This window comes from Sphingopyxis sp. (assembly GCF_035998965.1).
Taxonomy (GTDB): domain Bacteria; phylum Pseudomonadota; class Alphaproteobacteria; order Sphingomonadales; family Sphingomonadaceae; genus Sphingopyxis.
Genome location: NZ_DASYHE010000069.1, coordinates 1 through 11,924 on the forward strand (window position 1 = coordinate 1; position 11,924 = coordinate 11,924).

13 protein-coding genes are annotated in these 11,924 nt (G+C 65.5%); 1 reads left to right on the forward strand and 12 read right to left on the reverse strand.

Annotated features, from left to right (window positions below; translation table 11 throughout):
- Positions 1-179 precede the first annotated feature (179 nt).
- From rpsK to VGN68_RS12445, 5 genes are all read right to left on the reverse strand, one after another.
- Positions 180-569, reverse strand: coding sequence for a 30S ribosomal protein S11 (rpsK, locus tag VGN68_RS12425; RefSeq protein ID WP_003040416.1), 390 nt, complete (start codon positions 567-569; stop codon positions 180-182).
- Positions 570-669: 100 nt separating this feature from the next.
- A complete protein-coding gene (gene rpsM / locus VGN68_RS12430) occupies positions 670-1,038 on the reverse strand; it encodes a 30S ribosomal protein S13 (RefSeq protein ID WP_293697886.1) in 369 nt (122 codons plus the stop codon).
- 198 nt (positions 1,039-1,236) lie between these two features.
- Positions 1,237-2,028 (reverse strand): 3'(2'),5'-bisphosphate nucleotidase CysQ, encoded by a 792-nt coding sequence (locus VGN68_RS12435; RefSeq protein ID WP_327477130.1) that lies wholly within the window; start codon positions 2,026-2,028, stop codon positions 1,237-1,239.
- A 7-nt stretch (positions 2,029-2,035) separates the two neighbouring features.
- On the reverse strand, positions 2,036-3,379 hold the full coding sequence (locus tag VGN68_RS12440; RefSeq protein WP_327477131.1) for a TldD/PmbA family protein: 1,344 nt from the start codon (positions 3,377-3,379) through the stop codon (positions 2,036-2,038).
- A gap of 51 nt (positions 3,380-3,430) precedes the next feature.
- On the reverse strand, positions 3,431-3,751 hold the full coding sequence (locus VGN68_RS12445; protein WP_327477132.1) for a hypothetical protein: 321 nt from the start codon (positions 3,749-3,751) through the stop codon (positions 3,431-3,433).
- A 395-nt stretch (positions 3,752-4,146) separates the two neighbouring features.
- Between VGN68_RS12445 and VGN68_RS12450 the strand changes: the two genes are divergently transcribed.
- Positions 4,147-6,084 carry a S9 family peptidase gene (locus VGN68_RS12450; protein ID WP_327477134.1) on the forward strand — a complete coding sequence of 646 codons (1,938 nt, stop codon included), beginning with the start codon at positions 4,147-4,149 and terminating at the stop codon, positions 6,082-6,084.
- 103 nt (positions 6,085-6,187) lie between these two features.
- Here VGN68_RS12450 and VGN68_RS12455 read toward each other — a convergent pair whose 3' ends face one another.
- From VGN68_RS12455 to rsfS, 7 genes are all read right to left on the reverse strand, one after another.
- Positions 6,188-6,793, reverse strand: coding sequence for a hypothetical protein (locus tag VGN68_RS12455; RefSeq protein ID WP_327477136.1), 606 nt, complete (start codon positions 6,791-6,793; stop codon positions 6,188-6,190).
- An 83-nt stretch (positions 6,794-6,876) separates the two neighbouring features.
- Positions 6,877-7,395 carry a demethoxyubiquinone hydroxylase family protein gene (locus VGN68_RS12460; protein WP_327477138.1) on the reverse strand — a complete coding sequence of 173 codons (519 nt, stop codon included), beginning with the start codon at positions 7,393-7,395 and terminating at the stop codon, positions 6,877-6,879.
- Complete coding sequence (locus VGN68_RS12465) at positions 7,392-7,874, reverse strand: disulfide bond formation protein B (protein WP_327477140.1); 483 nt, start codon at positions 7,872-7,874, stop codon at positions 7,392-7,394. The genes VGN68_RS12460 and VGN68_RS12465 overlap by 4 nt, the downstream gene beginning before the upstream one ends.
- 105 nt (positions 7,875-7,979) lie before the next feature.
- Positions 7,980-9,371 (reverse strand): S41 family peptidase, encoded by a 1,392-nt coding sequence (locus VGN68_RS12470; protein ID WP_327477142.1) that lies wholly within the window; start codon positions 9,369-9,371, stop codon positions 7,980-7,982.
- A gap of 284 nt (positions 9,372-9,655) precedes the next feature.
- A complete protein-coding gene (locus tag VGN68_RS12475) occupies positions 9,656-10,870 on the reverse strand; it encodes a murein hydrolase activator EnvC family protein (protein ID WP_327477146.1) in 1,215 nt (404 codons plus the stop codon).
- Positions 10,867-11,295, reverse strand: coding sequence for a 23S rRNA (pseudouridine(1915)-N(3))-methyltransferase RlmH (locus VGN68_RS12480; RefSeq protein WP_327477148.1), 429 nt, complete (start codon positions 11,293-11,295; stop codon positions 10,867-10,869). Before VGN68_RS12480 ends, VGN68_RS12475 begins: the two co-directional genes overlap by 4 nt.
- Before the next feature lie 33 nt (positions 11,296-11,328).
- The gene (rsfS, locus tag VGN68_RS12485) at positions 11,329-11,727 is read right to left on the reverse strand and encodes a ribosome silencing factor (protein WP_293697724.1); all 399 of its coding nucleotides are present in this window, start codon (positions 11,725-11,727) and stop codon (positions 11,329-11,331) included.
- Positions 11,728-11,924: the final 197 nt, after the last annotated feature.

Here is an 11,924-nt window from a genome sequence, read left to right on the forward strand (position 1 = left end):
GTCGCTGCCAGCCTTGATTTCCAGGTTGCTGGGCTTCTTCAATTCCTGCCAGTTCCGGATATTGACAGTCATGGTCTTCCCTTTGCTTTTGGCGGGACGAATTGGGGGTCGACCAATCTGTCCGGCGTTAGGAGTTTAGCGGATGCCGCCCCGGAAATGGGGCGCATCCGAAGCAGGCGTCAGACGCGGCGGCGCTTGGCCGGGCGGACACCATTGTGCGGGATCGGGGTCACATCGCGGATCGAGGTGATGTGGAAACCGACCGCCTGCAGCGCGCGCAGCGCCGATTCACGACCGGCACCCGGGCCTTTGACTTCGACTTCCAGCGTGCGAACGCCATGTTCGGCGGCCTTTTTGCCGGCGTCTTCGGCGCAGACCTGCGCCGCGTAAGGGGTCGACTTGCGGCTGCCCTTGAAGCCCATCATGCCGGCGCTCGACCAGGCAATCGCGTTGCCCTGAGCATCGGTGATGGTGATCATCGTGTTGTTGAAGGTCGCGTTGACGTGGGCGACGCCCGACGAGATGTTTTTGCGTTCGCGCCGACGAAGGCGCTGCGGTTCACGAGCCATGATGTAATCCTAACCTAATCCTGAATGGCCGGTGGCGGGCGATGGCCGCTGCCCCGGCAGGGGAAACAAGGAAGCGCGCCCGGATGGACGCGCTCGAACCTTATTTCTTCTTACCGGCGATCGCCTTGGCCTTGCCCTTGCGGGTGCGCGCATTGGTGTGCGTGCGCTGACCGCGGACCGGCAGGCCCTTGCGATGACGCAGGCCGCGATAGCAGGCGAGGTCCATCAGACGCTTGATGTTCATCGCCGTGGTGCGGCGAAGATCACCTTCGACCTGGATGCCGGCGTCGATCGTTTCGCGGATCTGGAGCACTTCGGCGTCGGACAGGTCCTGAACGCGGCGCGACTGGTCGATGCCCAGCTTGGTGGCAATGTCGACGGCGGTCTTGCGGCCGATACCGTGGATGTAGGTGAGCGCGATGATCACGCGCTTGTTGGTGGGCAAATTGACGCCCGCAATACGTGCCATGGGGTACTTTCTCCTGCTCCACAGGACCGGTGGCAATCGGTCCCATCTCAAAGCGTCTGATTTCCAACGCAAAAAACGGACCACGAATGCGCGCCTCGCGCTTCGCCGTCCGGTCATGATGTCGGAATGGAGGCGCAACTAAGGTGAGTCGGGCCGATTGTCAAGCGAAGTGCGGTGGTTTGCGCGGCGCTTTTGCCGTCAGGATGGGGATGTAAGAGCGACCGCGCGGTCGTGCAAGCGATCGACCACCGCGGCATGAATATCCGGGGCGCAAGCGATGACGCCAAAGGCCTGCGCGCGCGGCGTGTTGAACTTCAGCGGCGCGCCAAAGGCGTCGGTGACCGTGGCCCCTGCTTCGCTCGCGATCAGCGCCGCCGCAGCAACGTCCCACTCAAACCCCCAGCGCAAGGTCGCGACCAGATCGGCGCGGTCGTCGGCGACCAGCGCGATGCGCAGCGCGATGCTGTTCGGTTTGGTCACGATCACCAGGTCGCTGTCGACCTTGGGCAGCGCGTCGGCGGGAACGCGCGACCCGGCGAAGGTCGTGCGCTGGCTGGCGTGCAGTGTCTCGCCGTTGAGCAGCGCCCCCTGACCCTTTTGTGCGACCCATAATTCGTCGAGCGCGGGGGCGTAGAGGATGCCGAATTCGGGGGTGCCGTCGATCACCAGCGCGACCGACACACACCAGCCGGGACGGCCGCGGATGAAGTCGCGGGTGCCGTCGATCGGATCGACGCACCACATCGCGCGGCACGACAGGCGGTCGGCGTTATCGGCGGTTTCCTCGGACAGCCACCCCGCCTCGGGTACCATCGCGCCCAGCACCGCCTTCAGCCGCGCATCGACCGCCAGGTCGACGTCGCTGACCGGATTGTCGTGCGACTTGTTCCACACATTGACCGCTAGCCCCTCACCGCGCCAGCGCGCCATCGCCATGTCGCCGACCTCGCGGGTCGCGGCGATCGCGGCTTCTAGGTTGCGGCCCGGCATAGCGTCCTTAGCTCGAAGCGACGGTCATGCCGTCGATGCGCAGCGTCGGCGCGTTGATGCCATGGCGGAATTCCAGGTCGTTCGCGGGGACCAGCGCGGCGAACATATCGATCAGATTGCCCGCGATGGTGAATTCGGCGATCGGCCCGGCGATGACGCCATCCTTGATCCGGAAGCCGGACGCGCCGCGGCTGTAATCGCCGGTCACCGGATTGACGCCGTGGCCGATCAATTCAGTGATGTAGACGCCGTCCGCGATTCCTTCCATCAGCGCCGCGGGCGACACGCTGCCCGCCGCGAGGTGCAGGTTGCTCGCGCCGACGCCCGACGCGCCGCCGCCGCGGCTCGCATGGCCGGTCGGGGTCAGGCCGAGCTGTTTCGCCGATGCGGTGTCGAGCAGCCAGCCGGTGATCTTGCCATCCGCAACCAGATCGCGCGCCGCGGTCGGCAGGCCTTCGCCGTCGAAGGCGCGGCTGCGCAGGCCGCGCGGGCGGTGGGGCTCGTCGCGGATAATAATGCTGCGGTCGAACAACTGTCGATCTTCTTTGCCGAGCAGGAAGCTGGTGCCGCGCGCGATGGCGGGGCCGGCGATCGCGCCCAGCAAATGACCGACGATGCCGCCGCTGACGCGGGGATCGAGAATGACAGGAAACTTGCCGTTCGGCGCCTTGCCGGGATTCAGCCGTGCGACGGCGCGGGTTCCGGCGCGCGCGCCGATCTCAGCAGCGGTTTCAAGGTCGGCCAGATGATGCGCGCTGTGCCAGCCATAGTCGCGCTGCATGTTGGCGCCTTCGCCCGCGATGACGCTCGCTGACAGGCTGTGGCCGCTCGATCCGTAACCGCCGGCAAAGCCGTGGCTGGTGGCGAGCGCAAAGCGGGTGCGGCTGTGGCTGGCGCTGCCGCCTTCGCTGTTGGTCACCCCGGCGACCGCGCGCGCCGCTTCCTCGACCGCCAGCGCCGCTTTGCGCAGCGCCGCGGGATCGGCTTCGCTGCCGTCGTCGAGGTCGAGGTCGGGAACCGGGCCTTTGAACAACAGTTCTTCGGGCGCCAGACCGGCATAGGGATCTTCGGGCGCCTCACGCGCCATGGCGACACAGCGTTCGACCAGCTTGGTCAGCTCGCCCGCATCCATGTCGGCGGTCGACACGCTGGCGCTGCGCTGGCCGACAAAGACGCGGAGCGAAATATCCTGCCCTTCGGACCGCTCGACATCCTCGAGTGCGCCCAGCCGCATCGAGACTGACGTGGCGGCGTTGCAATAATAGAGCGCGTCGGCGGCATCGGCACCAGCCTTGGCAGCGGCGTCGCACAGCAATTGCGCGCGGTCGAGGGCTTCGGAAACAGTGAGCATTGCCGCGCCCTATACGGCGGGCGGCAGGGCGTCAAACTTGGTTGGCGGTGATTAGTTGACGATTGCCGCGATGGCGTCGGTAGCAGCCATCGCGCCGCTGACCCACAGGAAGGGCAGCGTCAGCGCGGCGACCCAAAGACGGCGAACGTCGCGGCGAAAGCGCGCATGCAGGCCCCAGCTGGCCAGCGCCTGACGGCTCAGGTGATACCAGCGCCGCTCGGTCGATCGGGCAACGGGAACGGCGAGGGCCAGCAGGACGATCAGCGCGACAAAAATCAGCGTTGATGAGGCACCCGCCGTGATCGCGCTCGATACCAGCCAGATCTGCAAAGCAGCAAAGGCAACCAGCGCCGTCGCAGCGTGCCAGGTCATTCGGCGGCCAAGACTCCGCGCTGCCGGCACACTAGGTGACGTGCGCCGCCACAGGCGCGGTCCGAATGCTGTTGCCATTTTTCAGCCCCCTTAGGCTGGCGATTCCCAGAACGCCACGATTTCAGCCCAAAATTCCCAAGTCAAGACAGGTTGCCACCGATTCGTTAACAATTCCGCTCAATTCACCCCGGTTTCGCAACCAAATCGCGCCAGATCACCAAAAATGCTGCGATTTTGCGGCGACGGACTGTGCAGGCGTCGGTGAATCGACCACGAAAAGCGGCTGACGGTGGTCGAAGCCGCCGTGCCGTTGGTCGAAGCCTTGCATCCGCCCGTCAGGTTGATAGCGTCTAGTCCCAGTGGATCTGCTTTGCTGCAACACGGGGAACATCATCATGCGCTATCTGGCCTTCATCGCCGCTCTCACCCTTCCGCTTGCATCGGCCGCGGCGGCCGACGGCGACAAGCCCGCCGTCGAACCCAAACCCGCGGCGCTGATCGCCGACGGGGTGCCTGAAGTACCGGCCGAGCTGGCGGCGGCGACGCGGCCTTATATGGAAAATCGCGGCGCTGGTTTCGTCGGCTGGAACCCGATCGACAAATCTATGCTGATCTCGACGCGTTTCGGCAACACCGCGCAGTTGCACCGCGTCGCGATGCCGATGGGTGCGCGCAAACAGATCACGTTCGAGGCCGAGCCGGTCGGGTCGGGCAGCTGGGCGCCCAAAAAGGCCGATGTGATGCTGGTCCAGAAGGACATCGGCGGCAATGAATTCTTCCAGATTTACGCGATGAAAGATGGCCGGCTCGACCTGCTCACCGACGGCAAGAGCCGCAACGGGCTGAATGCGTGGAGCCACGACGGTCAGCTCGTCGCCTTTACCTCGACGCTGCGCAACGGTCGCGACAGCGACATCTATGTAATGGACCCGCGCGATCCCAAGACGCGCCGCATGGTGGCACAGGTCGAGGGCGGCGGCTGGGGGCTGCTCGACTTCACGCCCGACAAAAGCTGGGCGCTGGTGGGCAAATATACGTCGGTGCAGAAAGCCGACCTGTTCCGCCTCGACCTCGCTAGCGGCGCGATGACCCCGATCGGCGATCACAGCAAGACCGTGGCGCTTGGCGGCGCGAGCTTCGCCCCGGACGGCACGATCTGGATGACCAGCGATGAGGGCAGCGATTTCCAGCGGCTCGGCACGCTTGATCCGGCGATAGGCACGTTCACGCCGAAGGGACCGGCCGAGAAATGGGACGTCGATACGTTCGACATTGCCGAGGACGGCAGCTTCATCGCCTATGTGGTCAATGAGGCGGGGATGTCGAAATTGCGGCTGTTCGATCCAAAGACCGGCGCGGTACGGACGGTCGACAAGCTGCCCGCCGGGATCATCGGCGGGCTGGAGATCGCGCCATGGGGCGAGATCGGCATTACCTTCACCTCGGCACGTAGCGCCGCCGATGCATTCAGCGTCGACCCGAAAACGCTGGCGGTGACGCGCTGGACGGAAAGCGAAACCGGCGGGCTCGACGTGACGAAGAATGTTGAACCTGAGCTGGTCAAGGTCAAAAGCTTCGACGGGCTCGAGGTGTCGGGCTTGCTTTATCGCCCCGACCCGGTGAAGTTCCCCGGCAAGCGCCCGCTGATCATGAGCGTCCATGGCGGTCCCGAGGCGCAGTCGCGCCCCGGTTTCATGGGACGCAGCAATTATCTGCTCAACGAAATGGGGATCGCACTTTTCTATCCCAACGTCCGCGGCTCCACCGGCTATGGCAAGACCTTTGTCAGCCTCGACAACGGGCCGTTCAAGCGTGAGGACAGCGTCAAGGACATGGGGGCATTCCTCGATGCGCTGGCCAAGGACAAGACGCTCGACGCGGCGCGCTTCGGGCTGACCGGGGGCAGCTATGGCGGCTATATGTGTTATGCCGCCGCCACCCATTATGGTGACAAGCTGCGTGCAAATCTGTGCGTCGTCGCGATTTCGAACTTTGTGACTTTCCTGGAAAATACCCAGGATTATCGCCGCGACCTGCGCCGCGTCGAATATGGCGACGAGCGCGATCCAGCGCAGCGCAAGAAGCTGATGGAAATCTCGCCGCTCACCCGCGTCGCCGATATCAAGAAGCCGCTGTTCGTGGTGACGGGTGCCAACGACCCGCGCGTGCCCGCATCAGAGGCGGATCAGATCGTCGCGGCGGTGCGCAAGAACGGCGGCACCGCTTGGCATCTCGTTGGCACCAATGAGGGTCATGGGTTCGCCAAGAAGGAAAATGCCGATTATAATTTCTGGGCGTCGCTGCTGTTCTGGAAGCAATATCTGCTGAATTGAGCTGACGGCTACTTGCCGTCATTGCGACCGTAGCGAAGCAATCCAGAGTGTGCGTATGCCGCCCTGGATTGCTTCGCTGCGCTCGCAATGACGATGTAAGTGATCAGCCCTGCGGCGGGACCGGGAGCGGTTCGGCGTCGGCTTCATCGGGGGCGGTCGGCATCGGCGCCTGACCGCTGGCTTGACGCTCCAGCTCCGCGGCGGCCTTTTGCCGCTCGGCGAGCGCGCGTTCTTCGGCCAACACCGCGGCTTCGACTTCGTCCGATGCCGAATCAATCCCCGCAAGGCGCTTGGCGCGTTCGTCGGCGATCATCGCCTGCCAGTCGGTCTTGTCGGCGGCCTGACGTTCGGCCTTGGCGCCGGCGACCAGCGCCTGGGTGCAGCCGGTGAAGCCGCCCAGCCCGCTCGGCGAACAGCTGTCGGTGCCGAACCGCCCGATGCGCTCCACCGCAACGACCTTGTTTGCCCAAGCTTCGTTGCGCACGTCGAGCGGATTGCCGCGCAGCATTTCGGGCACCCGATACCGCTCACCCTCGGGCAGCTTGGCGCAGACCAGAATTTCGTCGTCGGCTCCCTTGGGGCATTGATCGTCGCCATAGACGACGACCTGATTGACCTTTTCGCCGTCGACCGTCGCTTGCTGCGCCGCGGCGGGTACCGAGAGGGCGCTACCGGCGAGGATCAGCGCGAACAGGGGCAGGCGGGTCATCGGATATTCCTTTGTCTTGTCTGGTTCGGCTTGGCACCGCGACCCTGCATCAGTGATGAACGAATGCTCGGGCCGGATCTCTATCAGATACGCTTCGACAGCGCGATGGCTGCACGGCAACCGGCGCGGATCGCGAGGCTGAGGACTGGATATCCCGGTGCGCTCTCGGCGCCCGCGGCGAGCGCGGTGTCCTTATGCTCCAGCTCTTCGGCGCGGAAATCGGCGACCGCGGCACTGAGTTCGGGGTCGCTGTCGCCGAGTTCGTCAAGCTGGTCGCGATAATGGCGATCGATTTCGGTCTCGACCGCGGCGGTGCACGCCATCGCGGCGCGCGGCCCCATCGCGGCGGTGACCGCGCCGAGTGCGAAACCGGCGACGTTCCAGAACGGCTGGAGCGCGGTCGGACGCACCCCGCGCTTGGCGACCATGTCGTCAAAGAATTTGCGGTGACGCTCTTCCTGTTCGGCCATATGCGCAATTTCGCGCGCCATCGGGTGGCGATCACCCATCACCGCGAGCTGGCCCGCATAGATACGCGTCGCGCCATATTCGCCGGCCTGATCGACCCGGATCATCGCTGCGTTTTTATCGGCTTTGCTCATGCCGCAGATGTGGGCCGACGGCGCAGCAAGGTCAAGACGAGCGCCGCGGCACCGAGCGAAAAGATCGCGTTGAAGCCTGCCAGTGAGATGCCGAAGAGCGTCCATTGCGCGGTGTCGCAGCGGATCAGCGGCGCGTTCATGATCGCGTCGAGTGACACGGGGCCGCCGCTGCCGGTCGCGCAGGTGGTCAGACCCTCCCAAAAGCCATATTCGACCCCGGCGTGGTAGATGCCGATGGCGCCCGAGATGGCGATCGCGATGGCGGCGAGCAGCGTCAGCGCGCGCATCGCCTTGTCATTGCCGCGCAGCAATAGCGCGAGCAGCGCGAGTAGGATCGCCGCCTGATGCGGCCAGCGCTGCCAGTAACACATTTCGCAGGGGGCAAGCCCGAAGCCAAATTGCGACACCAGCGCGCCGCCGTACAGCAGCAGGGGTGCGGCAAGCGCGACCAAGGGTGCCGAAAGCCGCGACTGGGTCATCAAACGTACCTCATTGAATCATCATCCCGGCGCAGGCCGGGATCTCTACCTCGCGTCGTACCGCACCGGCGAGATCCCGGCCTGCTCCGGGATGACGGAAGAAAGTCAGTTGCGGCGGGCAGGCTTGGCGCCGGGCTTGGTCGCCTGCGCCGCCATGCGCGGTGCAGTCGGGCTGATCCGCCCGATCGTCTGCAACGCATAGTGGAGCTGGAAGTCCTCGATCCCCTTGGCCTTGAGCTCCGCCGCGGTCGCGGTGAAGCGCGGATCGACCTTCTCGTCCTTTTCGATCAGCCCGTTATCGACCTTTTTCTCGTTGATCAGGTGACGGCGCAGGTCGCTCTCACGGAATTTCGGCCGCGAGGCATAGTCGGGGTCCGAAATCTGCGGGACGCGGATATCGGGCTCGATGCCGCCCTCCTGCACGCTACGCCCCGACGGCGTGTAGTAACGCGCGGTGGTCAGGCGCAGCGCAGTGGTGTCGCTCAGCGGCAGCACGGTCTGCACCGATCCCTTGCCAAAGCTGCGCTCGCCCATCACGACCGCGCGGTGCTGGTCCTGCAGAGCGCCGGCAACGATCTCGGACGCCGACGCTGACCCCGAATCGATCAGCACGATGACCGGCGACCCGGCCGCAAGATCGCCAGGCTCGGCGAAAAAGCGTTCGATGTCGCCCTTGCGGCGGCCACGCTGCGACACGATTTCGCCCCGCTCGAGGAACAGGTCGCTGATCCCGACGGCTTCGTCGAGCAGTCCGCCCGGATTCGAGCGCAGGTCGACGATCCAGCCGCGCGGCTTCTTGCCCAGCGACTTTTCGACCGCCATCATCGCGGCGCGCATGTCGGTGGTCGCGTCGGCGGAGAAGCTGGTGACGGTCAGCACCCCGACATCGCCGCTGACCTCCCACTTGACGGGTTTCAGGTCGATGACTTCGCGCGTCAGCGACATTTCGATCGGCTTGTCCTGGCCTTCGCGGACAATGGTGACGTCGATCTTGGTCCCCGGGCGCCCGCGCATCTGCTCGACCGCCTCGTCGAGCGTCAGGCCAAAGATCAGTTCCTTGTTGATGTGCGTGATATAGTCGCCCGACTTGATCCCGGCCTTGTCGGCGGGGGTGTCGGCGGTCGGCGCGATGACCTTCACGACGCCGTCTTCCATCGTCACCGACAGGCCCAGCCCCCCATATTCGCCGTCGGTCTGGGTGCGCAGGTTCGAAAAGCCACGCGCGTCGAGATAACCCGAATGCGGGTCGAGGCTCGCCAGCATGCCGTTGATCGCGCCTTCGATCAGTTTCGAATCGTCGACCGGTTCGACATAGTTCGATTTCACTTCGAGATAGACGTCCATGAAACGCGAAATTTCTTCCTGCGTCTTGCTGTCGACGCTCGCCATCGCACCGGTCGCAAGCGGCACCAGCGCCAGCGTCGAGAGCGCGGCGGCGCCCTGCCACAATGCAAAGCGGCGCTTTGAAGATACGGGCGTTTTGGTTGAGTCGGTCATGTGCGTCTTTCACTCAGGCGGGAATTCCCGCCTTATATACCCCGGTCGACCATCCTCCTACGCATTTGCGCGGGCGTCAAGCGGTGCATCCCGATAGGGGACAGCGCCCGAATGGGGGATTAACGGGCGCTTGATTCGATAGGTTTCCGTTCGTCCTGAGGGGCCATTGAGCTTGCCGAAATGGCGTCTTGAAGGACCGATATGTTGTGCAAACCCTTCGAGACGGGCCTTCGCCGGGCTCAGTCCCTCCTCAGGGCGAACCGGGTTTAAGGGTGTGTCGAGTGTCATCCGATCATTGCGACGATATCGACCGGGCGACCACCGCGGCGCAGCTCCACGGTGATGCGGCTGTCGTCGGACCCGGCGCGGCCGATCGGCGCACCGGCGTCGAGCGTGTCGCCGACCGCGACCGACAGCCCGATCATGCCGGTCAGCAACGACACCCAGCCCCCGCCATGGTCGATGATGACGATCTTGCCATAACCGCGATAATCTTCGGCAAAGCCGACCCGGCCGGGTGCGGGCGCGACAACCTGTCCGCCGGGACGCGCCGCAATTGTCACGCCGCGCGAACGGACTCCGCTGTCGTTGACCTCGCCCAGCCCGGCGACGATGCGCCCGACGACCGGCAGGCGGTAGGCGCCTTGCGTGAGTTCGGCTTCGGCGGGGGCAGGCGGCACGGCGCCGGTGATCGCGCCAGCCGGATTGCGCGGGCGCGGCAACGGCCCGGCCAGCTGCGCCAGTTCGGCGCGCACCGCGCCATCGGCTTCGAGCGCGTCCATCAGTTCGACGATATCGCGCGCTTTCTCGCCCAGCCCCAGTGCGCGGTCGGCCTCAAGCTGGGCGCTGCTCATCAGCTCGCGCGAACGCATCCGGCCTTCATTTTCCAGCCGGGTCAGCGCGTTGCGGCGCTGCGACAGCTGGACCTTGCTGGCCGACAGCGCCCGCAGGGCCAGCGCCTGCTGACGCCGCGTCGTTTGCAGCAAGGTCAATTCCTGGCGCACCCCTGCGGTGCGCCGCTCGATCACCGGCATCGCGGCGTCGATCACCGCACGCGCGTGGACCATGTCGGTCAGCGATCCGGGCTGCGCGAGGACACTGACCGGCGGCTGGCGTGAGAGTTGCTGGAGCGAGGCGGCGAGTTCGAGCAGCGGCTGTTGCTGCTCCGCCAGCCGCGCGCGTTGCGCTGCCAGGCGCCGACTGACCAGCGCGACGCGCGCCTCACCGGCGCTGATGTCGGCCTCGGCCGACTGGATGCGCGCGGCAAGCGCGGCGCTGCGGATTTTCAGCCGGTCGGCCTCGCTGCTCGCCGCGGCGGCCTGCGCCTCCAGCCGGGTGCTGCGCGCCATCGCCTCAACTGACTGCTGTTTTGCGCTGAGGAGTTGGTTGCGTTCGCGCGCGGCGATCGCCAGCGGATCGAAAACATCGCTCTGCGCCAGCGCCAGCGCGCCGCCAGACAGGACAGCTATAGCGGTGAGGACAGTCAGAGCGCGCCTCATTGGCGTCCCTCGCGGTGATAGGGATGGTTCGCGACGATACTGGTGGCGCGCCACAATTGCTCGGCGAGCATCGCGCGGGCCATCAAATGCGGCCATGTCGCGCGGCCAAAGGCGATCACCCTGTCGGCACCCTCGCGCTCCTCGGGCGTGAAGCCGTCGGCGGCGCCCAGGCAAAAGCGCGCCTCGCGCACCCCGCCGTCGCGCCAGCCCTCCAGCAATTTGGCAAATTCAAGCGACGACATCTGCTCGCCGCCCTCGTCGAGCAGGACGGTGCGGCTGCCCGCAGTGGCCGCGGGCATACGACCGCCCGTATCCGGAAGCTCGGAAATCTTCTGCGCCCACGTCACGCGTTTCATATAACGCTCGACCAGCTCGGCCTCGGGCCCGCGCCCGATGCGCCCGCGCGCGATGATGTGCAGCAACATGACGCCCCGCCTACCCTTGGCAGGGCAGGGACGTCAATTTGCGACCGTGACCGGCGGCGCGTCCCCGAACGACCACATGCGTTCGAGGTTGTAGAAGCTACGCACCTCGGGACGGAACAGGTGGACGATCACGTCGCCCGCATCGAGCAGCACCCAATCGGCATTGGGCAGCCCTTCGACACGAACCTGACGGCCCGCTTCCTGCTTGATCCGCTGCGCCAGTTTCTCGGCGATCGCCGAGACATGGCGCGTCGATCGGCCGCTCGCGATCACCATATGATCGGCGATGCTGCTTTTGCCGGCAAGCGGGATGGAGATGGTTTCCTGGGCCTGGTCCTCATCCAGCTGGTGGAGGATCAGAGCGTGGAGCGCGTCCACATTATCGTTGGCGGATGCGGCGCTGGGCGCGGCACCCTGGGTGGCGGAGATCAAATGCGTCCTTTCCTAATCGGGTCCACAAGCCGCGAACGGGTCAGCGAGTCGCGCAGCGCGCGGCCTTCATAGCGTTCGAACCAGCGGGGGTTGGCCTGCCGTATCGCAGTTGCGGATCGCACATCGGGCGAAAATCGCAGGAACACGAGGGCGGGCGGTCTCCAGTCCGTCCAATGCAATTTCTGGTCCGCGGGCCG

Excerpts from the sequence above, each read along its gene's own strand:
- rpsK (WP_003040416.1), bottom strand. The coding sequence starts at position 569 with ATGGCTCGTGAACCGCAGCGCCTTCGTCGGCGCGAACGCAAAAACATC.
- rpsM (WP_293697886.1), bottom strand. The coding sequence starts at position 1,038 with ATGGCACGTATTGCGGGCGTCAATTTGCCCACCAACAAGCGCGTGATC.
- VGN68_RS12435 (WP_327477130.1), bottom strand. The coding sequence starts at position 2,028 with ATGCCGGGCCGCAACCTAGAAGCCGCGATCGCCGCGACCCGCGAGGTC.
- VGN68_RS12440 (WP_327477131.1), bottom strand. The coding sequence starts at position 3,379 with ATGCTCACTGTTTCCGAAGCCCTCGACCGCGCGCAATTGCTGTGCGAC.
- VGN68_RS12445 (WP_327477132.1), bottom strand. The coding sequence starts at position 3,751 with ATGACCTGGCACGCTGCGACGGCGCTGGTTGCCTTTGCTGCTTTGCAG.
- VGN68_RS12450 (WP_327477134.1), top strand. The coding sequence starts at position 4,147 with ATGCGCTATCTGGCCTTCATCGCCGCTCTCACCCTTCCGCTTGCATCG.
- VGN68_RS12455 (WP_327477136.1), bottom strand. The coding sequence starts at position 6,793 with ATGACCCGCCTGCCCCTGTTCGCGCTGATCCTCGCCGGTAGCGCCCTC.
- VGN68_RS12460 (WP_327477138.1), bottom strand. The coding sequence starts at position 7,395 with ATGAGCAAAGCCGATAAAAACGCAGCGATGATCCGGGTCGATCAGGCC.
- VGN68_RS12465 (WP_327477140.1), bottom strand. The coding sequence starts at position 7,874 with ATGACCCAGTCGCGGCTTTCGGCACCCTTGGTCGCGCTTGCCGCACCC.
- VGN68_RS12470 (WP_327477142.1), bottom strand. The coding sequence starts at position 9,371 with ATGACCGACTCAACCAAAACGCCCGTATCTTCAAAGCGCCGCTTTGCA.
- VGN68_RS12475 (WP_327477146.1), bottom strand. The coding sequence starts at position 10,870 with ATGAGGCGCGCTCTGACTGTCCTCACCGCTATAGCTGTCCTGTCTGGC.
- VGN68_RS12480 (WP_327477148.1), bottom strand. The coding sequence starts at position 11,295 with ATGTTGCTGCACATCATCGCGCGCGGGCGCATCGGGCGCGGGCCCGAG.